Origin of the sequence: Amycolatopsis sp. H20-H5 (assembly GCF_035828755.1) — a bacterium.
GTDB lineage: Bacteria > Actinomycetota > Actinomycetes > Mycobacteriales > Pseudonocardiaceae > Amycolatopsis.
Window position 1 is genome coordinate 22,102 of record NZ_JAYMZS010000066.1, and the last position, 19,782, is coordinate 41,883.

21 protein-coding genes, 1 tRNA gene and 1 pseudogene are annotated in these 19,782 nt (G+C 69.1%); 11 read left to right on the forward strand and 12 right to left on the reverse strand.

Going from position 1 to position 19,782, the window contains the following annotated elements; translation table 11 throughout:
- Positions 1 to 220: 220 nt before the first annotated feature.
- The 3 genes from QMK34_RS29530 to QMK34_RS29540 all read left to right on the forward strand — a co-directional run bounded on the left by QMK34_RS29530 (position 221) and on the right by QMK34_RS29540 (position 1,301).
- On the forward strand, positions 221 to 649 hold the full coding sequence (locus QMK34_RS29530) for a DUF3052 domain-containing protein (RefSeq protein ID WP_326417802.1): 429 nt from the start codon (positions 221 to 223) through the stop codon (positions 647 to 649).
- Between the two features lie 71 nt (positions 650 to 720).
- On the forward strand, positions 721 to 1,182 hold the full coding sequence (locus QMK34_RS29535) for a peroxiredoxin (protein WP_326417779.1): 462 nt from the start codon (positions 721 to 723) through the stop codon (positions 1,180 to 1,182).
- A gap of 47 nt (positions 1,183 to 1,229) precedes the next feature.
- Positions 1,230 to 1,301 (forward strand) — tRNA-Val (locus QMK34_RS29540).
- 161 nt (positions 1,302 to 1,462) lie between these two features.
- On the opposite strand, the gene QMK34_RS29545 is transcribed toward QMK34_RS29540, so the two are convergent.
- On the reverse strand, positions 1,463 to 2,008 hold the full coding sequence (locus QMK34_RS29545) for a carboxymuconolactone decarboxylase family protein (protein ID WP_326417803.1): 546 nt from the start codon (positions 2,006 to 2,008) through the stop codon (positions 1,463 to 1,465).
- A gap of 43 nt (positions 2,009 to 2,051) precedes the next feature.
- Between QMK34_RS29545 and QMK34_RS29550 the strand changes: the two genes are divergently transcribed.
- The 3 genes from QMK34_RS29550 to QMK34_RS29560 are packed head-to-tail and all read left to right on the forward strand — an operon-like array spanning position 2,052 to position 4,314.
- Complete coding sequence (locus tag QMK34_RS29550; protein ID WP_326417780.1) at positions 2,052 to 2,543, forward strand: MarR family winged helix-turn-helix transcriptional regulator; 492 nt, start codon at positions 2,052 to 2,054, stop codon at positions 2,541 to 2,543.
- Between the two features lie 58 nt (positions 2,544 to 2,601).
- On the forward strand, positions 2,602 to 3,126 hold the full coding sequence (locus tag QMK34_RS29555) for a hypothetical protein (RefSeq protein WP_326417781.1): 525 nt from the start codon (positions 2,602 to 2,604) through the stop codon (positions 3,124 to 3,126).
- A 48-nt stretch (positions 3,127 to 3,174) separates the two neighbouring features.
- Positions 3,175 to 4,314, forward strand: a complete 1,140-nt coding sequence (locus tag QMK34_RS29560; RefSeq protein WP_326417782.1) for an acyl-CoA dehydrogenase family protein — start codon at positions 3,175 to 3,177, stop codon at positions 4,312 to 4,314.
- Between the two features lie 27 nt (positions 4,315 to 4,341).
- Here the strand turns inward: QMK34_RS29560 and QMK34_RS29565 are convergent, their stop codons facing one another.
- Complete coding sequence (locus QMK34_RS29565; RefSeq protein ID WP_326417783.1) at positions 4,342 to 4,956, reverse strand: TetR/AcrR family transcriptional regulator; 615 nt, start codon at positions 4,954 to 4,956, stop codon at positions 4,342 to 4,344.
- A gap of 70 nt (positions 4,957 to 5,026) precedes the next feature.
- A complete protein-coding gene (locus tag QMK34_RS29570) occupies positions 5,027 to 6,214 on the reverse strand; it encodes an aminotransferase class V-fold PLP-dependent enzyme (RefSeq protein ID WP_326417784.1) in 1,188 nt (395 codons plus the stop codon).
- 45 nt (positions 6,215 to 6,259) lie between these two features.
- Here QMK34_RS29570 and QMK34_RS29575 point away from each other — a divergent pair, with 45 nt between their 5' ends.
- Together QMK34_RS29575 and QMK34_RS29580 are read left to right on the forward strand one after the other, a co-directional pair.
- Positions 6,260 to 6,889 (forward strand): GntR family transcriptional regulator, encoded by a 630-nt coding sequence (locus QMK34_RS29575; RefSeq protein ID WP_326417785.1) that lies wholly within the window; start codon positions 6,260 to 6,262, stop codon positions 6,887 to 6,889.
- Between the two features lie 5 nt (positions 6,890 to 6,894).
- Positions 6,895 to 7,659 carry a phosphodiesterase gene (locus QMK34_RS29580; RefSeq protein ID WP_326417786.1) on the forward strand — a complete coding sequence of 255 codons (765 nt, stop codon included), beginning with the start codon at positions 6,895 to 6,897 and terminating at the stop codon, positions 7,657 to 7,659.
- A gap of 9 nt (positions 7,660 to 7,668) precedes the next feature.
- Here QMK34_RS29580 and QMK34_RS29585 read toward each other — a convergent pair whose 3' ends face one another.
- The 9 genes and pseudogenes from QMK34_RS29585 to QMK34_RS29630 all read right to left on the reverse strand — a co-directional run bounded on the left by QMK34_RS29585 (position 7,669) and on the right by QMK34_RS29630 (position 15,458).
- Complete coding sequence (locus QMK34_RS29585; RefSeq protein WP_326417787.1) at positions 7,669 to 9,291, reverse strand: CocE/NonD family hydrolase; 1,623 nt, start codon at positions 9,289 to 9,291, stop codon at positions 7,669 to 7,671.
- A 49-nt stretch (positions 9,292 to 9,340) separates the two neighbouring features.
- Positions 9,341 to 10,732: an aspartate ammonia-lyase gene (locus tag QMK34_RS29590; protein WP_326417788.1), complete on the reverse strand. Its 1,392-nt coding sequence runs from the start codon at positions 10,730 to 10,732 to the stop codon at positions 9,341 to 9,343.
- Entirely contained in the window at positions 10,729 to 11,658 is a 930-nt protein-coding gene (locus QMK34_RS29595; protein ID WP_326417804.1) for an asparaginase, read from the reverse strand. Before QMK34_RS29595 ends, QMK34_RS29590 begins: the two co-directional genes overlap by 4 nt.
- A 50-nt stretch (positions 11,659 to 11,708) precedes the next feature.
- Positions 11,709 to 13,046, reverse strand: coding sequence for an amino acid permease (locus QMK34_RS29600; protein WP_326417805.1), 1,338 nt, complete (start codon positions 13,044 to 13,046; stop codon positions 11,709 to 11,711).
- A gap of 103 nt (positions 13,047 to 13,149) precedes the next feature.
- Complete coding sequence (locus tag QMK34_RS29605) at positions 13,150 to 13,821, reverse strand: FadR/GntR family transcriptional regulator (RefSeq protein ID WP_326417806.1); 672 nt, start codon at positions 13,819 to 13,821, stop codon at positions 13,150 to 13,152.
- Between the two features lie 530 nt (positions 13,822 to 14,351).
- Positions 14,352 to 14,751 (reverse strand): annotated as a pseudogene (locus QMK34_RS29615) (nitroreductase/quinone reductase family protein).
- Positions 14,752 to 14,830: 79 nt separating this feature from the next.
- Positions 14,831 to 15,091 carry a zinc finger protein gene (locus tag QMK34_RS29620; protein WP_326417791.1) on the reverse strand — a complete coding sequence of 87 codons (261 nt, stop codon included), beginning with the start codon at positions 15,089 to 15,091 and terminating at the stop codon, positions 14,831 to 14,833.
- Positions 15,088 to 15,318, reverse strand: coding sequence for a hypothetical protein (locus tag QMK34_RS29625; protein WP_326417792.1), 231 nt, complete (start codon positions 15,316 to 15,318; stop codon positions 15,088 to 15,090). The genes QMK34_RS29620 and QMK34_RS29625 overlap by 4 nt, the downstream gene beginning before the upstream one ends.
- Positions 15,318 to 15,458 (reverse strand): hypothetical protein, encoded by a 141-nt coding sequence (locus QMK34_RS29630; protein ID WP_326417793.1) that lies wholly within the window; start codon positions 15,456 to 15,458, stop codon positions 15,318 to 15,320. Before QMK34_RS29630 ends, QMK34_RS29625 begins: the two co-directional genes overlap by 1 nt.
- Positions 15,459 to 15,559: 101 nt before the next feature.
- Here QMK34_RS29630 and QMK34_RS29635 point away from each other — a divergent pair, with 101 nt between their 5' ends.
- The 3 genes from QMK34_RS29635 (at position 15,560) to QMK34_RS29645 (ending at position 19,361) form a co-directional block, all read left to right on the forward strand.
- Positions 15,560 to 16,504 carry a helix-turn-helix domain-containing protein gene (locus QMK34_RS29635; RefSeq protein ID WP_326417794.1) on the forward strand — a complete coding sequence of 315 codons (945 nt, stop codon included), beginning with the start codon at positions 15,560 to 15,562 and terminating at the stop codon, positions 16,502 to 16,504.
- Positions 16,501 to 16,686: a DUF397 domain-containing protein gene (locus tag QMK34_RS29640; protein WP_326417795.1), complete on the forward strand. Its 186-nt coding sequence runs from the start codon at positions 16,501 to 16,503 to the stop codon at positions 16,684 to 16,686. The genes QMK34_RS29635 and QMK34_RS29640 overlap by 4 nt, the downstream gene beginning before the upstream one ends.
- Positions 16,687 to 16,886: 200 nt before the next feature.
- Entirely contained in the window at positions 16,887 to 19,361 is a 2,475-nt protein-coding gene (locus tag QMK34_RS29645) for a GH92 family glycosyl hydrolase (RefSeq protein ID WP_326417796.1), read from the forward strand.
- Positions 19,362 to 19,782 lie beyond the last annotated feature (421 nt).

Here is a 19,782-nt window from a genome sequence, read left to right on the forward strand (position 1 = left end):
TCGAGCGCGGCACCCGAGAGCCCCCGAATTGGCGTCGCGGGAGTGGGGGGAAAGCCCGTACGCTGCGACACGAGTTGTCGAAGATCCGGTGTGGACGGTTGCGCGCAGCGCCTCACCAGTGTTCGCTATCGGCATCCGTGTACCCGAGTGTGGTGGCTTGCCCGGTCCGTTGGGCTGAACAGGGCAGCACATTCCGTCGTAAGTTGGAGGAGTGACAGCAGTGGTCGCCGCTGGAGACGCTGATCAGAACAGCGTCGCCGAAAGGCTTGGGATCAAGCCCGACATGGTGGTCCAGGAGATCGGCTGGGACGAGGACGTCGATGACGATCTTCGTGCCGCCATCGAAGAGCAGATCGGCGGTGACCTCCTCGACGAGGAAGCCGACGAGGTCATCGACGTGGTGCTGCTGTGGTGGCGCGACAACGACGGTGACCTCGGGGATGCGCTCATCGACGCCCGGACCCCGCTCAACGAGCACGGAGTGATCTGGGTACTGACCCCCAAGACGGGACAGCCAGGGCACGTCGAGCCGAGCGAGATCGCCGAAGCGGTGCCCGCAGTCGGGCTGTCGCAGACCGCCAACATCAGTGCGGGCCCTGGCTGGGCAGGTACGAGGCTGGTGTCGCCGAAATCGAAGACCAAGCGGTGAGACGAGGCGGGCGATCCTGACACGATAGGGTTGCCGGGAAGACTTGTCCGCTCTGGAGAGGAATCCCCGGTATGGCCGTCGAGGTCGGGTCGCAAGCCCCGGAGTTCAAGCTCAACGACTACAACAAGCAGCCCGTCGCGCTGTCGTCCTTCCGCGGTGACAAGCCCGTCCTGCTGGTCTTCTACCCGTTCGCCTTCAGTGGAATCTGCACGGGCGAGCTGTGCCAGCTCAGGGACGAGTTCGCCGAGTACGACGGCCAGGGCGTGCAGATCCTCGGCGTGTCGGTCGACACCCCGTTCGCGCTCAAGGCGTGGGCGGAGCAGCAGGGCTACCAGTTCCCGCTGCTGTCGGACTTCTGGCCGCACGGCGACGTCGCCAAGGCCTACGGCGTGTTCCACGAGGAAGCGGGCCTGGCGGTCCGCGGCACGTTCCTGATCGACAAGGAAGGCGTCGTCCGCTACGCCGAGGTCAACGGACCTGGCGAGGCGCGCGACCAGCAGTCCTGGAAGAAGGCCGTGGCCGAGCTGGTCTGAGCCTTTCGGGTGACGTCCTGGAGTACCTCCGGGGCGTCACCCTTCCCGGGCGCATAGCTCAGCGGGAGAGCACTCGGTTTACACCCGAGCGGTCGTAGGTTCGATCCCTACTGCGCCCACCCACCCGGCTTCGCCGAGCTCGTGCCACCCCGCGGCGTTCGACATGTTCGTGACCATCGCTGCGGAAACGGCCGCCAAGGCGCGGCATGACCCGCGCTCGAACGGTCACACGTCTCCTGCGACGGGCTGATCTGGCGGGCGTTCTTCGGCGAACGAACCGTCAGGCCGCGTGCCAGGCGAACGGCTCCAGCGCTTCGTCCAGCGGCGCGCGGGTGAGCCGGTTCGCGAGCGTGGACATCGTGTAGGTGCCGATGCCGAGGACGACCTCCAAGGCGTTTTGGACGGTGTAGCCGTGGTCCAGGAACGCTCGCACCTCGGTGTCGCCGACGTCTCCTGCGGTCGCGAGGACCTCCAGGGTGAAGAGCCGGACGGCCTCCAGTCGCTCGTCCGGTAGGGGTTTTCCGTCCCGCAACGCGGCGACGAGCTCGGGACTCGCGGCGAGCGACGTCAGCTTCGCCGTGTGCATGGCGACGCAGATGTGGCAGGCGTTGCGGGTCGCGACGGTCATCACGACGACCTCGCGGGCCATTGGCTCCAACGTCGTCGATTCGAAGAGCTTGGAGAGCTTGAGGAAGCCGTTGAGCAGTTGCGGTGAGGTGGCCAGCCGGGCGACCGCGATGATGACGCGCCCACCCGGGCTGGCGGTGGCGCGTAGGGCGGGGACGGCCGCGGGTGGGGCGGACTCGAAAGTGTGGTCGGGGAACAGGGACGGTGACAAGGATTCCTCCAGGGAAGGTAGATTCGACAACGTGGTTGACGAAAAGGTAAACCAAGTTGTCGAATCTGGCAAGGGCTTCGAGTTGCCTCTGCTGCTGTTCGCGGGGTTCCGTTCGCTCATCGACGAGCTGCACGCCGAGCTGGCGCGCCAAGGGCATCCGGATGTGCGCCCCGCGTACGGGTTCGCGATGCAGGCCATCGGCCTGGCCGGGGCGACCGCCAGCGAGGTGGGCAGGCGCCTGGGCGTGTCCAAGCAGGCCGCGGGCAAGACGGTGGACCGGCTGACGGCGCTTGGGTACGCCGCACGGGTGGACGACGCGGCGGATGCCCGACGCAAGCTCGTCCGGCTCACCCCGCGCGGGGTCGACGCGCTCGCCCGCTCGGCCGCGATCTTCGACGAGCTGTGGGCGCGCTGGGCCCGGACGCTGGGCGCCGGGCGGGTCCGGGCGCTGGAGTCGGACCTGCGTGCCGTCGTCGGGCCTCGCGGGTTCGGGCTCGACGTCGCCGGGTGGTTCGGTGGCTGAGGGCGATCCTCGCGTGACCGCGCTGGCAGCTCGGTCCGGCTTCGGGTTGGGTGGGAGCGTGAGTTACTGGAATCCGCTGCCCTCCGCGCGCGATCTCGTCGGCCGGCGCGAGCGCGGCCCGTGGTTCGAGGGTGTCTGGGCGGAACGCAACCCGCGCAACGTGCCGGGCCCGTTCTACGGGGCGAGCACCGACACGTGCTGGACCGGCCGGCTCGAGGCGCCGCACAATGTTCTCTACGACGAAAACGGCAGGGAGTTCGTCTACCGGCAGCCCGGCACGGCCGCTGAGGTCAGCGCCGTGCTCTCGGCCGCCGAGAGTGAGGCGTTCTGTGGTTACGCCGCAGACGGCGACCTCCACTGGACCCCGGATCTGGTCCGTGGCTGGTGGGGTGAGCGGGCGGGGCTGCGGGAGTGGATCGATACGCGGATCCCGCTGGCGGAAGAGCTCCAGGACGTGGCCGGTGCGCTGCGCGACTTCCGGCAGAGTCTGGACGGGGAGCTGGAGGGCCGGCTGCGCGCGTATGTTTTTTGGCTCGTGGAGCGACGTACACCACGCGAAGGCGAAGCGCTCCCAGAGCTCTAGGCGGCGTAGCGTGCCTGGCAGGAACGGGTTACGGCGATCGGAGACCAGGTGGACGCGGAGGACTTCGGTCAGGTGCTCGCGGCGGTGCGCGAATTCGTCCGCAAGGAGGTCGTGCCGCGCGAGACGGAGATCGACGAACGGGACGAGATCCCGGCCGTGCTCCGCGACAAGGCCGCCGAGCTCGGCCTGTTCGGCTGGGCGCTGCCCGAGGAGTACGGCGGGCTCGGCCTGCGCATGGCCGAGGACGTGCGGCTGGCGATCGAACTGGGCTACACCACGCCCGCCTTCCGCTCGCTATTCGGCACCAACAACGGCATCGCCGGGCAGGCGATCGTCAACTACGGCACCGAGCAGCAGCGTGCCCGCTGGCTGCCGCGGCTCGCGGCCGGTCAGGCGATCGCGTCGTTCGCGCTCACCGAGACCGAGGCCGGTTCCGATCCGAGCGGGCTGAGCAGCCGCGCGGTGCGCGACGGCGATCTCTACCGGCTCAGCGGCACCAAGCGGTTCATCACCAACGCGCCGCTCGCCGAGCTGTTCGTCGTGTTCGCCAGGACCGGACCGGAGCCGACCGGGCGGCACGGGATCACCGCGCTGCTGGTGCCATCGGGCTCGGCCGGGGTCACCGTCGGCCCGCACGACGCCAAGATGGGACAGGCAGGCGCGTGGACGTCGGAGGTGTTCTTCGACGACGTGGAGGTCCCGGTCGACGCGGTGATCGGGGATGAGGGCCAGGGATTCCGCATCGCCATGGCCTCGCTGGCCCGCGGCAGGCTGCACATCGCGGCACTGTGCGTCGGCATGGCCGAGCGGGCGCTCGCCGAGGCCGTCGAACACGCCAGGACCACCCGTCAGGGTGGCAAGCCGATCGGGGAACACCAGCTCGTCCAGGCGCTGCTGGCCGAATCCCACGTCGAGCTGGTCGCCGGGCGCGCGATGGTGCACGAAGCGGCCGCGGCCTACGACTCCGGCGAGGATCGCAAGCTCGGGCCGTCCTCGGCGAAGCTGTTCTGCACCGAGATGCTCGGCCGGGTGGCAGACCGGGCGGTGCAGGTGCACGGCGGGATGGGCTATATGCGCGGGGTCACCGTGGAGCGCATCTACCGCGACGCCCGGCTCTTCCGCATCTACGAGGGCACGAGCGAGATCCAGAAGCTCGTCATCGCCCGGCAGCTGCTCGACCCGCGCTGACCGCCACGGAATCGGCGGCTCGGCCCGCTAGCGCCGGAGCGAATCCAGGTGACGCCGGAGCACGCGGACCATCAGCTCCGGCGAGGTGTGTTCGGGCCGGTCCGTGGCGGCCATCGCGAGGCCCTCAAGCAGGACGGCCAGGCGTTCCGTCTCCAGATCGACGTCGAGCTTCTTGATCAGATTGCCGCCACGGGCGGCCTCGGTCAGCAAGCGCTTCACCAGTGCCCGGGTGCCCTTGGGCACTTTCGCGGTGTCTTCGGCGAGCTTCGGCTTGGTGCGGGCCACGGCCGAGAACGCGAGCCAGACCTCGGTCTCCGCCAGCCGCTCCGCGTCCAGCGGCAGGAGTTCGCCGAGCAGCCGCTCGGTCAGCTCCATCCGCTTCTCCCGGGTGCTGGCCGGTGCCTTCAGCTCCTCGACGTGCGCGTACAGCCGGACGAGCACCCGCTCGACCAGGATCCGCACGGCGAAGAGGATCAGTTCGTCGTGACTGACGAAGTAGTGGCGGATCGAGCCGACGACGAGGCCGGCCTCCACGGCGACGCCGCGGAGCGACGCCTGTGCGAGCCCGTCGCGACGGATCACCCGGTAGACCGCTTCGGCGATCTCGATCCGCCTGGCCGCTGAATCCACGATCTTGGGCATGGTGGCTTTTATAGCACGATCGTGCTTCTATTTATTTAGCACGATCGTGCCATAAAATGCGGAGGAGGGCTCAAGCCAGTTTTTCGACCTCCCGCACCAGCAGGTCGACCTCGTCCTCGGTGTTGAAGTAATGCACCGACGCCCGGATCATGTCGGGAAGCTCCCTGGCGGTGAAGTCGTATTGTGCGGAGGAGCGTGAGGAGACGCTCGTGTTGATCCGCGCTTCGCTGAGCCGGGTCTTGACCTCGGCCGCCGGGGTGCTCGCCACGCTGAACGTGACGATTCCGCAGCGGCGTGCACCCTGGTCGTGGACCCGGACACCGGACAGCTCACCCAGCCGCGTGCGTAGTGTCGCGGCCAGCGCGGAGACCCGCTCGTCGATCGCGGACAGACCCCAGTCCAGCGCGTAGTCGACGGCGACGCCGAGCCCCAGCATGGCGGCGAAATCCCTTTCCCAGGACTCGAACCGCTTGGCCGTCGGGTTGAGTTCGTATTCGGTGGGGGAGACCCACTGCGCGGAGTGGAGGTCGAGCATCGCGGGCTCCAGGCTGTCGCGCAGCTCGGGGCGCACGTAGTGGAATCCGGTGCCGCGTGGTCCGCGCAGGTACTTCCGGCCGGTGACGCTCAGCGCGTCGCACCGGATCCGCTGCACGTCGAGGTCCAGCTGGCCCGCCGACTGGCAGGCGTCGAGCAGGAACGGGATCCCGGCCGCCGCGGCGACCTCACCGATCTCTTCGGCGGGATTGACCAGGCCGCCCTGCGTGGGCACGTGGGTCACCGCGATCAGCTTGACCCGTCCGTCGAGCCGCCGGCGCAGGTCCGCGACGTCGAGCTGGCCGCTCTCGTCGTCGTCGACCACCTCGACCGTGGCGCCGGTTCGCCGGGCCACCTGCAGGTAGGCGATCGCGTTGCTCGCGTACTCGGACCGGCAGGTCAGGATCCGGTCGCCCGCGCCGAACCCGAGTGCGTAGAAGATCGACTGCCACGACCTCGTCGCGCTGTCGGTGATCGCGATGTCCTCGGCCTGGGCGTTGAGCAGCCGTGCGAGCGACACGTAGACGCCGTCGAGTCGCTCGGCGACGTCCGCCGCCGCCTCGTAACCGCCCTTGACCGACTCGGCGCGCAGGTGCTCGATCACGGTCTCGGTCACCCTGGCCGGGGGCAGCGAGGAGCCGGCGTTGTTGAAATGGACCACCTCGGAACAGCCCGGAGTGTCCGCGCGGGCCCGCTGGACGTCTGCTTCCTGAATGCTGGTCATATTTACTGAATACAGTACGACTCAACTGCATGCAATACTGTGGACATGCCTAAAGACCTTCTGCGCCGCGACCTCGCCGAGGAGGTCACCGCCCGCGTGCTCGACGGACGGCTGGCGGCGGACAGCCGGGTCAACGAGGTGCACCTCGCCCGCGAGCTCGGTGTCAGCCGGACGCCGCTGCGTGAGGCCATGATCGGCCTCGCCGATCGTGGACTGCTCGTGTCCGCGCCCGGGCGCGGCTTCCTGGTGCCCGCGTTCGACCTCGCGGAGGCTCGCAGGCTCTACCCGCTGGTCGCCGAGCTGGAGGCGCTCGGCCTGCGCTGGACCTCGCCCGAGGACCTCACCGGGGTCACCGACGGGCTCGACCGGATCGCCGACGAGATGGCCGCCGCGTGCACCGCGTCGGCCGATCTGTCCGAGATGGACGACCGCTGGCACACCCTGCTGCTCTCGCGGTGCACCAACTCGCACCTGCTGAGGCTGATCGCGCAGACCAAGCCTCTGCTCAAGCGCTACGACACCTCGTACTTCGGCGGGCCGGAGCGGGCGCTGGAGAGCGTCGAGGAGCATCGCCGGATCGCCGAGCTGATCCGCGCATCGGACCTGCCTGCGGCGTCCGCGCTGCTGGTCCGGAACTGGGTGAAGACGGTGGCTTTTCTGGGAACGGGGGACTGAACGCGATGATGGTGCTGGCACAGCTGAGTGACATCCACCTCGACGGCGGGTCTCGCGCGGACGAACGCGCGGCCCGCGTGATGGCCTACCTCGAGGCGCTGCCGACACCGGTCGACGTCGTCCTGGCCACCGGCGACCTCGCCGACCACGGCGAGCTCGACGAGTACCGCCGCGCCGCGGAACTGCTGAAGTCATCGTCGTTCCCGGTGTTCACCTGCCCGGGAAACCACGACCGGCGCTCGGCCTACCGGGAGGCGCTGCTCGGCGTGCCGCCCAGCGAGGAACCGGTCAACGAGGCGCACCACGTCGACGGCGTGCTCTTCGCGCTGTGCGATTCGAGCGTCCCCGGCAAACCCGAAGGGTTCCTCTCCGACGAGACACTGGAGTGGCTCGACCGGGAGCTCACCGAGTCCGAGGGGCCCGCGTTCGTCTGCTTCCACCACCCGCCGGTCGAGCTCGGCATCCCCGCCGTCGACGCGATGCGGCAGTTCGGCGAGGAGCGGCTCGCGGCGGTCATCGAGCGGCATCCGCGCGTGTCCGCCCTGCTCTGCGGGCACGCCCACACCCCGGCCGCCACCACCTTCGCCGGACGGCCGCTGCTGGTCGCGCCCGGTGTCACCTCGACCACGCGGCTGTTCTTCGAGCCTGGCGGAGCGCGCGGCTGGGCTGACGGCGGTCCGATCGACCACGACCTGCCGCCGATGCTTTCGCTTCACCTGCTGCACGACGACGGCAGGCTGACCACGCACCACCGGGTCGTCACCGCTTGACCGGTGGGGTCAGCCGGTGAAGACCGGCAGCGTGATCTGTGACGGACGCGCGGGATCGTGGAACAGCTCGAACCGGCACGGTTTCCCGTCGACGGCCTCGCCCGCCGGCTGGCCCGTGCCGTGGTTGCGGACGAACCGGGGGAACGCGCCACCGGCGACCTGCAGCCGCAGCCGGTGCCCGCGCCGGAACCGGTACGCCGTCGGGGACAGCGAGACCTCGGCCGTCACGACACCGTCCGCGTCGGCCTCCGGCGCACCCGGGCGCAGCCGCAGGATGCCGTCGGTGACGTTGCGCGAGACGCCCCGCTTGTCGACGTCGCACAGCCGCACGAACACGTCCGCGTGCCCGAGATCGGTGCGCAAGTACACCCTCGCGCTCACCTCGCCGATGACGTCGAGGTCGTTGTCGAGTGGGGTGCCGGTGAACACCAGCACGTCGTCGCGCGCCTCGACCGCCTGGTTGTCGCGCTGCTTGTTGGCGCCCATCAGCAGCGGGCCGCCGACCGACGGCGTCGGGTCCGCCGGGTCGTAGGTGAACCGGTCGGGCGTCGACTCGGCGGGTTCGTGCGCCAGTCCCCCGATCGAGCGCAGGTACAGCGGGGTGGCGGTGGACTTCGGCGGCCAGTGGTCGAAGTCGAGCCACCGCGACGCCTGCTGCAGGTAGAGCCGGACCGGGGACTGCTGGAGCTGGCTGCGATCGTCCAGCAGATGCGCCGAAAGCCAGGAGACCTGGTCGCCGATCAACGTCTTCAGGCTCGCCGGCTCGCCGTGGGACCAGGGCCCGATCGTGATCCGGCTGGTCCGCCCGGCCGCCCGGAGTTCCTTGAAGTCGCGCAGCTGCCCGGAAAGGAACAGGTCGTACCAGCCGGTCACCATGCTCGTCGGCGTCGTCAGCCCGGCGACGGTCCCGCGATGGTCGGACGGTGCCCAGAACTCGTCACCGGGTTCGCCGTGCGCCGCGACGTCCTGCAGGAACCGCACCGGCCTGCCGATCGCGGCGACGTCGGCGGCGTTGACCGGCAGGTGCGCCATCGCCCGGCGGGTCCGCCTGTCCTGCACCGGGTTGGGCAGCCCCGCGAACCGTTCTTCCTGACGCCCGATCAGCGCGGACCACGACACCATGTCGTCGGCCGCGAGCACCCCGCCGGGGTAGAAGGCGGACGTGAACTCGGAGGCGGTGATGGCCAGGCACATCGCTTCGAGCGGCGGGTCGAGGTACCCGGCCACGGCCCATTGCGTGTGGCCGAGATAGCTGGCGCCCGCCATGGCGAGCCTGCCGTCGCACCACGGCTGCGCCCGCAGCCAGTCGATCGTCGCCAGCCCGTCCTCGCGTTCGAGGTGGAACGGGCGGAATTCCCCACCGGAGCCGAACGTGCCGCGCGTGCTCTGGATGACCGTCTGCAGCCCGCGGCGGGCGAAGGACTGGCCGAACAGCTTGCTGAGCAGCCCTCGCCTGCCGTACGGGGTGCGGATCAGCACGACCGGCCTCGGCTCGCCGCCCGGCGTCGTGTGCCGGTCGGCGAGCAGCCGCACGCCGTCGGGCATCGGGATCTCGAGGTCCCGCAGTACGACGGGGTTGGGTACTTCGGCCTCGGGCAGGCCGAGCACCCGGTCGACTAGTCTTTCCAGCACGTGAGGTCGCCTTTCGCCACGGATGATCAAGCTCCCCCCGGTTTCGACGTTACCTGAGCTTCGCGAGTGTCTCCGGCTTGAGCAGTTCGGCCAGCCTTTCCGCGGGCAGCAGCCCCCGTTCGATGACCAGCTCGGCCACCCCGCGCCCGGTTTCCAGCGCCTCCTTGGCGATCTCGGTCACCGCCGCGTAGCCGATGCTGGGGTTCAGCGCCGTCACCAGCCCGATCGAGTTCTCCACGTAGCCGCGCATGACCGCGGGGTTGGCGGTGATGCCGGAGACGCACCGCTGCGCGAGCACCACACATGCCGACCGCAGGTGGGTGATGCTCTCGGAGAGCGAGTGCAGGATCAGCGGCTCGAACGCGTTGAGCTGCAGCTGCCCGGCCTCGGCGGCCATGGTGATCGCGACGTCGTTGCCGATCACCTCGAAGGCGACCTGATTGACCACTTCGGGGATGACCGGGTTGATCTTGCCGGGCATGATCGACGACCCCGCCTGCACCGGCGGCAGGTTGATCTCGTTGAGTCCGGCACGCGGGCCGGACGAGAGCAGCCGGAGGTCGTTGCAGCTCTTGGACAGCTTCACCGCGATGCGCTTGAGCACCCCGGACAGGTGAACGAAGGCGCCGCAGTCTTGGGTCGCCTCGATCAGGTCGGCCGCGGTGACCACCGGCAGCCCGGTGATCTCCGCGAGATGGCGGCAAGCCAGCTCGGCGTAGCCCTCGGGCGCGTTCAGGCCGGTGCCGATCGCGGTGGCGCCAAGATTGATCTCGTGCAGCAGGGTGACGGCCTCGGTCAGCCGCAGCCGGTCCTCGCCGAGCATCACCGCGTAGGTGCCGAACTCCTGGCCCAGCGTCATCGGCACGGCGTCCTGCAGCTGCGTGCGGCCCATCTTCAGCAGGTCGTGGAACTCGACGGCCTTCGCCGCGAACGCCTCCTGCAGCACGATCATCGCTTCGGACAGCTCGCGCACCGCGATGATCGTCGCGACGTTCACCGCGGTGGGGTACGCGTCGTTGGTCGACTGGCTGAGGTTCACTTGCTCGTTCGGGTGTACGCGGGCGTAGTCGCCCTTGGCGTGGCCGAGCAGCTCCAGCGCCCGGTTCGCGATCACCTCGTTGGCGTTCATGTTCGTCGAGGTCCCGGCACCGCCCTGGATGACGTCGACGACGAACTCGCCGTGCAGGGCGCCGCCGCGAATCTCCCGGCACGCGCCCACGATGGCGTCCGCGATCTCCGGGCTGAGCAGGCCGAGTTCGGCGTTCGCGCGGGCGGCGGCCTCCTTGACCGACGCGAGCGCCTCGATCAGGTGCGGGTACGCCGAGATCGTGGTGCCGGTGATGGGGAAGTTCTCCCGCGCCCTGGCGGTGTGCACGCCCCAGTAGGCGTCGGCGGGAACGTCCTTGTCCCCCAGCAGGTCGTGCTCGACTCGGGTGCTCATATCCGGCTTTCCGTGTTCGAAGGGGAGTGGTCGGCCAAGGTGCCGGTGACGCGCAGGTTCGCGTCGCCGGAGAAGTGGGCGAGGGCGGCGCGGTCGACGCCGCAGAGCGCGAGCGCCGCCGCGAGCACGGGCTTACGCGCGCGGTCGGCGCCGTCGGCGATCTTGATCGCGACCGCGGTGCCGTCGGGCAGCGCGGCGACCTGGACCGCCTCGAAGCCGTCCTTGGCGATCAGGCCGGGTACCGCCTTCATCAACGCGGTCACGTCCCGCCGGGTCCCGGCGACCAGCTCGGGGTGCTGCCGGATCGCCTGTGCGACAAGCCCTTCGGCGGTCTCCGGGCCGCCGGCGGCGATCTTGCCGATCGCCGTTGCCAGGCCACGCAGCGACAGCGCGAACAGCGGCGCGCCGCAGCCGTCGACGGCTACCTTGGCGATCGGCTGCCCGGTCAGGTCCGCCACCGTGTCCGCGATGGCCCGCTGCAGCGGGTGTCCGGGGTCGAGATAGTCCGCGGTGGACCAGCCGTTGACCCGGCAGGTCGCGAGCATCGCCGCGTGCTTGCCGGAACAGTTGTGCGCGATCCGGCTCGGCGCCCGCCCGGCGGCGATCCACGCCTCGCGCTCGGCCACGTCGAACGGGAGGTCCTCCGGCGTGCGGAGGTCGTCCTCGGTGAAGCCGAATTCCCCGAGCACGGCACGCACCTTCTCGAGGTGGAAACGCTCACCGGAGTGACTCGCCGCGCTCAACGCCGTCGCGGCTGTGTCCAGCGGGGTCCCGAGCCTGAGCATCGCCGTTGCCTGCAACGGTTTCGCCGCGGAACGCGGGTAGAACGCCACTTCGGCGTCGCCCGCCTGGAACAGCGTCGAGCGGTCCGGCCCCAGCACGAGCGCCGAGCCGTGGTGCACGCCTTCGACCATGCCCTCGCGCATCAGGTGCACGAGCGGCTCGTGGACGGGCGTGCGGATCTCGGGAGCGCCGGTCACGAGTCCGCCTTCTCGAACGCGCTCATGTCGATGCGCTTACGGACACCGAACCAGCCCGCGACCAGCGCCAGCGCGATGACCGGCAGTGCCAGCAGGGTGATGCGGCCGGTCTCGTCGAAGCCCATCAGCACTACGACCCCGGCCAGGAACACCAGCGTGACGATCTCGGTGACCGGCGAACCCGGCAGCTGGAAGCTCGGGCGCGTCAGCTTGCCCTCCTTGGCACGACGGACGAACAGGAGGTGACAGATGATGATGATCGCCCAGGTCGCGAGGATGCCGATCGCGGCGAAGTTCAGCACGATCTCGAAGGCCTCCGCGGGCACCAGGTAGTTCAGGCCTACACCCAGCACACAGACGGACGCGGTGAGCAGGATCCCGCCGTAGGGCACCTGGTTCTTGTTCATCACCCCGGTGAACCTCGGCGCCGACCCGGCCATCGACATCGAGCGCAGGATGCGGCCGGTGGAATACAGACCGGAGTTGAGGCTCGACATCGCGGCGGTGAGCACCACGAGGTTCATCACGCTGCCCGCGGACGGCACGCCGATGTGCGAGAGCACGGTGACGAACGGGCTTTCCTTTCTGTTATAGGCGTCCCACGGCATGAGCATCGCCAGCAGGACGACGGAGCCGACGTAGAAGACGGCGATCCGCCACATGATCGAGTTGATCGCCTTCGGCATGATCTTCTCGGGGTTCTCGGTTTCACCCGCGGCGACGCCGACCAGCTCGATCGCGGCGTAGGCGAACACGACGCCCTGCACGATCAGGATCATCGGGATGATGCCCGCGGGGAAGATTCCGCCGTGGTCGGCGATCAGCTGCGGGCCGGGCGTGGCGCCGTCGATCGGGTGCTGGGTGACCAGCAGGAAAATGCCGATCAGCATGAAGATCACCAGCGCGGCGACCTTGATGATGGCGAACCAGAACTCCATCTCGCCGAACAGTTTCACCGAAACGAGGTTCAGCGTCAGCACGACCGCCAGCGCGATCAGCGCGAGCACCCATTGCGGGATCGGCGTGAAGAACGACCAGAAGTGCGCGTACAGCGCGATCGCGGTGATGTCGGCGATACCGGTGGTCGACCAGTTGAGGAAGTGCATCCAGCCCGCGACGAACGCGCCCTTCTCGCCCATGAACTCCCGCGCGTAGGACACGAAAGCGCCTGAGGACGGGCGGTGCAGGATCAGCTCGCCGAGCGCGCGCACCACGAAGAACGCGAAGAGCCCGCACACGGCGTAGACGATCGCGAGCGCGGGGCCAGCCTGCGCGAGACGTCCGCCCGCGCCGAGGAACAGCCCGGTGCCGATCGCGCCGCCGATGGCGATCATGTTGATGTGCCGGGCTTTCAGCGACTTGCTGTAGCCCGCGTCGCCGGCGTCGACGTGCTGGGATTTTTGGCCGGGTTGGTGGGTGATCTGGTCGGTCACGGTGTTACTCGTCCCCGTTCGGGTCTTTCGCGTGGCCAGGCCGCACGATGGTGGTGAGGGTGTCCTCGACGTGCTGCAGGTGATCAGTCATCGCGTCGATCGCCGACTGTTCGGAGCTTTCGGCGATCGCGGTCACGATCCGCCGGTGCTCGACGTTCGACCGCCCGCGGCGGTCGCCCAGCTGGTTGAGAAACGAGGACTGCCGCGCGAGGGCGTCGCGGATCTCTTCGATGACCTTGCCGAACACGGGGTTGCCCGAGGCCTGGGCGATGGTGATGTGGAACAGCGAGTCCAGCGCGACCCAGGCGGTGTTGTCGGTTTCGAGGTCCATCCGCTCGATCAGGTGCCCGAGCAGGTCGAGGTCGTCGGAGCTGCGCCGCAGCGCCGCGTAGCCGGCGACCGGGATTTCGACGTGGCGGCGGACCTCGAACAGGTCGCGGGCCGAGTACGGCCCGAAGGTCGGGTTCTCCGCGGGACCGTCCGCGGTCACGAAAGTGCCGATGCCGGTGCGCGAGACAGTCAGGCCGAGCGCCTGTAGCCCGCGCAGCGCCTCCCGGATGACCGACCGGCTGACCTCGAACTCTTTCGCGAGGCTCACTTCAGAGGGCAGTTTGTCGCCGACGGCGTAGTCGCCCCGCTCGATCCCGCCGCGGAGATAGGCCAGGACGGCCTCCATGGCACTCACTCGCCGGAGACCCTGTCCGGCTGTCTGGCTGTCAGACAGGTTCATGAGACGAGATCCTGTGTCCCGGTGGACACGTTGTCAAGTGTTAGTGACGGTTAACTTCGGGGCGAGAGTGCGCGCACCCAGGTGGCGGCCAGGAATGGGAAGCCCGTGGTGAGCGCTCTGGCAGGTCCGGAGGTCGGGTTCCCCGGCCAGGCCAGCCGCGTCCTCTGGCAGGAGCTCGTCCGTGCCCGGCCAGCGTGGGGAGACCGAACCTGCCGGGCGCGGGGGACTGCGTGGCACGGCCCGGCGCCCTGCTGCCCAGTCAGGCGGCGACGGATTCAGTGAGTCCGTCGCAGCCTGATGATGTCGGCGGTCGCGTGGTCGTGAACGACGCGCCCGGCAGCGTCAGGTCGGTCACCGGCGAAATCGCCGCGACGCCGTCACGTGGTCGTTCACTCGTTGCCGGGCCGCGCGCGCATGCACGCTCGCTGCCCAGGTCCGCGCCGTGGAGGTGAAGCCGCAGTCGTGGGCGACCGTCGTCATCCGCGGCTCAGTGCGATCACCGGGAACGGCCGAGCGGTCTTGGCCTGGTGTTCGGCCAGCTTCGGGAACGCCGCCGCCTGGGCGGCGAACAGCCGTTCCCGCTCGTCATCGGCCACTTCGGCCGCCCGTGCTTCGAACGTCTCGCCGTTCGCCTACCGTGACGAGCGGCTGGGCCGTCAGGTTCCGGTGCCAGTCCGGGTGGCCGGGCGCGCCGCCGTTCGCGGCGAACACGACGAACCGGCCGCCGTCGGCGAGGTAGAGCATCGGGGTCGTGTGCGGGTTCCCGGTGCGCGAGCCGGTGGTGGTGAGCAGCAGCGTCGGAGGCCCGTCGCCCTGGCCGCCGTTCGCGCGGAAGTCCGCGATCACGCGGTGGTTCATGGCTCGCAGGTCGATCATCGGTGCCCCTTCATCCGACCGGACTTCAACAGTGTTGAACTCTGCTGAACCCCGTTCGGGTTGTCAACCGGATTCGGTCTCATCGACCTCCGTCGAGACCCGGATGATCGCGCGGCACGGCGATGCCCAGCTGCCGCCGGTAGACGAGATCGCAGCCCCAGCAGGTCAGCAACAGTGACGCGCGCTCGGCCAGGGCGCCGTACGCGACCGGTTCGACCCGGCCGCACAGGGTCGTGATCTCCTCGCCGGGGTCCGGCATCCGGCGCAGGTGGGCGCGGTGCCAGCGCCCGTCGAACACCGGGTGGACCCGGTCGAGGTCGACGTAGATCCGGGCGGTCACCGGTCGCCCCGCTCGTTGATGACCTCGCCGCAAGCGGCGCACTCGGCGCGGCCGTCGACCGGGCCGTCGAAGTCGATCTGCTCGGACCGGTGACGCAGCCCGCGGTCCGAGTACGCGTCGCAGGCCGGGATCAGCCAGAACCGGCCGGGATCAGCCAGTTCGTCCGCCGGGTAGCGGTGGACCAGTCCGTCGCCGTGGAAGAAACGCCGTTCGCGGGAAACGTCCATCAGGTTCGCTCCCGGAGGACCTGCCGGATGTTCGCGATCAGCTCGGCCGAGGCCTGGGTGGGCAGGATGACGGGCTCGCCGTCGCCGACGCGCAACGCCACCTGTGGCCTGTCCGCGCCGACGATGAGCAGTCCCACCACGACCTGACTGGATCGTCCCCCCACTGTCCGCGCCGGCGCGATCAGGCTCGACCGCCATCTCAGGCCATCCACCGAAACCTCCACTATGACAACTGCCGCCAGTGATTGACATCAATGTCATCGCTGGCATCGTCGAGCCGCAATGGCACGTTCGGGTGATGCTGGGGTGGCCGTGGACGTGCCATAACATGTGGTGCATGGCTGGCAGCACTCGAACTCAGACCGCGATCGCCCTCGGTGCCGCCCTGAAGTCGACGCGCGAAGAGCGCGGGATCTCCCAGCGGAAACTGTCCGAGCTGATCGGCCGGGCGTCCGGCCTCGTGTCCCGGTGGGAGTCCGGCGAGCGGACAGCCAAGCCCGAGGATGTCGCCGAGATCATCGAGGCGCTCGGCATCGAGGGCGACGAAGCGGCCGATCTGATGGCGGTGGCGAACGGTGCTGGCCACGCTCAGTGGCTGGCCGTCACATTGCCCGAACGACGTCAGCAGCTCGCCGCGTTGCTGGCCGCTGAGCGCACCGCCACGAAAGTCACCCACGTGGCGCCATTGCTCATTCCCGGCGTCCTTCAGACGAGTGACTTCATTCGCTCGATGATGACTGAAGGCGATGTGCCCGTGGACGAAATTGATGAGCGGGTCGCGATGCGCATCGGGCGACGCGACCTCATCACTCGCCGTGACCCCGCGCGTCTCGATGTCCTTCTCGACGAAGCTGCCATTCGTCGCATTGTCGGTAGTCGGCAGATCATGGCGGATCAGTTGCGCTATCTGCTGGAGATGTCTGACCTGCCCAACGTCGAAATTCGCGTTGTGCCGTTTTCGGCGGGTTTCACCCCCGCGCTGACCGGTTCCTACATCTTGCTTGATTCCGATGAGGCGCCGTCGATCGTCAGCTTGGAAATGCAGCGAAGCGGGCTGATCTTGCATGACGCTGACGATGTCGCAGGCTATCGGCGAGCTGCCGAGACAGTGAGGGAAAAGGCGATGAGCATCGAGGCCACTCGCGAGCTCATCACGGATCTGCTGACTGAAATGGAGACGAAATGACCTCTCTTAGCCCTGGTCCGTGGTTCAAGTCAAGCAAGAGTACGGAAACACAGGACTGTGTCGAGGTGAAGCTCGGTGCGGTGGTGGCCGTGCGTGACACGAAAGACCGTCACAGCGGCGTTCTCGCCGTCGACGGGTGCGGCTGGTCTGCGTTCCTCGGCGCGGTCAAACGCGAGGGCTGAGCTCCAGGAGCTTGAGCACCGGCACCGCTCGCTCGGGGTGAGTCTCCCGGGCGCCGACATTGGGCCCTGACATCGAGCCCTGACAACAGGACAGAACCGGCGCAGCTCGTTGACCGGCGAATTCGCGTGTCGGTAGCGTCACGGGCAGTGAATACCTGACAACGTTGTCAGGCCGTTGTCACCTGCCTGGAGGTTGGCGCATGCGTGCCCGGAGACTGCTCACTGCGCTGCTGGGGGCCACCCTGCTGGCCGGGACCACGACGCCAGCCGGAGCGACCACGCTGCTGGTCGCCGACCCCGTCTCGTACGTCGATCCGATGATCGGCACCACCAACGCGGGCAACGTGTACCCGGGCGCGACCCGGCCGTTCGGGATGATCGCCTGGAGCCCGACCACGACCAAGGGCAACCAGGCGGGTTCCGGCGCGGCGGGTGGCTACCAGTACGACGTGACCCGCCTGCGCGGCTTCAGCCTTACGCATCTCAACGGCACCGGCTGCACGCCGGGGGCCTCCGGTGACGTACCGATCATGCCGTTCCCCGGCGACGTGCGGACCTCGCCGTCGGCGGACAGCAAGGACGAGGTCTTCGCGAGCTCCTTCTCGCACGCCAACGAGACCGCCGAGCCGGGCCACTACCAGGTCGGGCTCGACAACGGCGTCGGCGTCGATCTCGCCGTCACCGACCGCGCGGGCCTCGGGAGGTTCAGCTTCCCGCGGGACAAGCCCGCGAACCTGCTGTTCCGCACCTCGAACTCCCTGCCGGGCAGCAAGGACGCCTCGATCCAGATCGACGCGGTACACAACCGGGTGACCGGTTCGGTGGACTCCGGCGGCTTTTGCGGACGCACCACCGGTGGCGAGGAGAACCAGCGCTCGTACTACACGCTGCATTTCAGCGTCCAGTTCGACCAGCCGATCATCGGACAGGGCACCTGGGTCGACGGCACGCTGCGACCCGGCACCAGCCGGGCGACCGGCGGAGAGGGCTTCACCGATGCCGCGCGGCCGGGCAAGGGCTCCGGCGGCTACGTCGGTTTCGACGCGAGCAAGGGCCCGGTCACGGCGAAGATCGGCATCTCGTACGTCAGCGCTCGCAACGCCCAGAGCAACGTCGACACCGAACTGCCCGCAGGCACGTCGTTCGGCCAGGTCCGCTCGGACGCCCGCAAGGCCTGGCAGACCGAGCTCAACCGGATCTCCGTCGGCGGCGGCACGCACGCGCAGCTCACGACCTTCTACACCGCGCTCTACCACGCGTTCCAGCAGCCGAGCCTGTTCAACGACGTCAACGGCGAGTACCTCGGTAGCGACCGCGAGACCCACAAACTCGCGAAGGGCCAGAAAGCGCAGTACGGCACCTTCTCCGGCTGGGACGTCTACCGCGCGCAGGTGCAGCTGCTCGCGTTCCTCGACCCCGCGCGGGCGGGTGACTACGCGCAGTCCCTCTACAACTTCGCCGGGCAGAACGGCGGCGAATGGGACCGCTGGCTGCACAACAACGGCGGCACCCATGTGATGAGCGGCGACCCGTCGGCGCCCGCGCTGGCCGGGATGTACGCCTTCGGCGCGACCGGCTTCGACGTCAAGGGCGCCTTCGACTCGCTGGTCCGCGCGGCGACGATCCCGACGGCGCACGATTCGGCCGACAACGGCTGCGCGATCCAGTGCGTCGGCCAGCGGCCCGGCCTCGCCGACTACCTCAAGCTCCACTACGCGCCCGACAACGCGTGCCACTGCTGGGGCTCGGCCGCGGAGACGCTCGAAGACTCCGTCGCCGACTACGCGCTCTCGGACTGGGCGTCCCGGCTCGGCCGCGATCCCGAGCGGGCGGCTTTTTTAGCACGGTCGAGCTATTACCGTGACGTTTTCAACCCGAAGGCCACCGAACACGGTGGCTACCTGCAGGCCCGCAACGCCGACGGCTCCTGGGTGGTCCCGTTCACCCCGACGACCGACGTCGGTTTCGTCGAGGGCAGCAGCTCGCAGTACACCTGGATGGCGTCGCACGACGTGCGCGGCCTCGGCCAGGCACTCGGCGGCACGCAGCCGACCGTCACCCGGCTCGACGCCTTCTTCCACGACGCCGCGGGCAACTGGGCGCTCAAGGGCCTCGACGACGAGCGCTACAACCCCGGCAACGAGCCCGACATCAACGCGCCCTGGCTCTACGACTACCTCCAGCGGCCGTGGAAGACCCAGGAGACCGTGCGCCAGCTCGTCACCACCGTGTACGGCGCGGGCACCGACGGCCTGCCCGGCAACGACGACCTCGGGACCATGTCCTCTTGGTACGTCTTCGCCGCGCTCGGCATGTTCCCGCAGATCCCGAGCCGCGCCGACCTGGTGCTGGCGAGCCCGCTGTTCCCGAAGGCGGTCGTGCACCGCGGCAACGGCGCGACCATCACCATCGACGCCCCACGCGCCTCGGCGGCCACCTTCTACGTGCAGAACGTCCAGGTCAACGGCATGGCTACGAGTCGGCCATGGGTATCGGAGGCCTTCGTCGCCAACGGCGGCACGATCTCCTACGACCTGTCCACCCAGCCGAACACCACCTGGGGCACGGCCGCCGCGGACGCGCCACCGCAGGCCCAGCTCCCGGACTACCGGCCCGTCCAAGCGCCCGCCGCTGCGGTCGCGAAGGCTGGGCCGCGCGTCACGTCTGTCCGTTGACGGCCACTTCGCCCGCACCGTGGACACCACCGGCTCGAACTCTCGGCGCGTGACCTCCGGGCGCGCGCGCCGGACCCGGCTCGCCGAAGCGCCCCGGGCCGTTCTGGATCCTGGGCTGCGCGATCCTGGTCCTCGTGGCGGTGATCGCGCGGTGGCCGTTCTGATCGCCGCGCTCGTGAAGCCGGACGCGCACACTGACAGGGCCGGTGCCTGCGCGGGTTCACCGGCTGCCCACGGCCGATCACTCACCGTCGGACGATCACCCGGCGGAGGGTTTCACCCTCGGTCCGGCGGCATGTCGGGGCGCGTCCAGGACGGCGAAGGGGCAGGATCCCCCAGAGCCGCACCGCGCTCAGGGCGGGGCATAGGGTGAGAGTCCCGATCGCTTCGTCAGGAGACCGGGACCCGTCTGCCTAGGGGA

What these genes read in the sequence shown, in the direction of transcription:
- QMK34_RS29625 (WP_326417792.1), bottom strand. Translation starts at nt 15,318, where the DNA reads ATGGACGTTTCCCGCGAACGGCGTTTCTTCCACGGCGACGGACTGGTC.
- QMK34_RS29590 (WP_326417788.1), bottom strand. Translation starts at nt 10,732, where the DNA reads ATGAGCACCCGAGTCGAGCACGACCTGCTGGGGGACAAGGACGTTCCC.
- QMK34_RS29605 (WP_326417806.1), bottom strand. Translation starts at nt 13,821, where the DNA reads ATGGAGGCCGTCCTGGCCTATCTCCGCGGCGGGATCGAGCGGGGCGAC.
- QMK34_RS29595 (WP_326417804.1), bottom strand. Translation starts at nt 11,658, where the DNA reads ATGCGCGAGGGCATGGTCGAAGGCGTGCACCACGGCTCGGCGCTCGTG.
- QMK34_RS29565 (WP_326417783.1), bottom strand. Translation starts at nt 4,956, where the DNA reads ATGCCCAAGATCGTGGATTCAGCGGCCAGGCGGATCGAGATCGCCGAA.
- QMK34_RS29640 (WP_326417795.1), top strand. Translation starts at nt 16,501, where the DNA reads ATGACCTCTCTTAGCCCTGGTCCGTGGTTCAAGTCAAGCAAGAGTACG.
- QMK34_RS29600 (WP_326417805.1), bottom strand. Translation starts at nt 13,046, where the DNA reads ATGATCGCCATCGGCGGCGCGATCGGCACCGGGCTGTTCCTCGGCGCG.
- QMK34_RS29645 (WP_326417796.1), top strand. Translation starts at nt 16,887, where the DNA reads ATGCGTGCCCGGAGACTGCTCACTGCGCTGCTGGGGGCCACCCTGCTG.
- QMK34_RS29535 (WP_326417779.1), top strand. Translation starts at nt 721, where the DNA reads ATGGCCGTCGAGGTCGGGTCGCAAGCCCCGGAGTTCAAGCTCAACGAC.
- QMK34_RS29575 (WP_326417785.1), top strand. Translation starts at nt 6,260, where the DNA reads ATGCCTAAAGACCTTCTGCGCCGCGACCTCGCCGAGGAGGTCACCGCC.
- QMK34_RS29580 (WP_326417786.1), top strand. Translation starts at nt 6,895, where the DNA reads ATGATGGTGCTGGCACAGCTGAGTGACATCCACCTCGACGGCGGGTCT.
- QMK34_RS29570 (WP_326417784.1), bottom strand. Translation starts at nt 6,214, where the DNA reads ATGACCAGCATTCAGGAAGCAGACGTCCAGCGGGCCCGCGCGGACACT.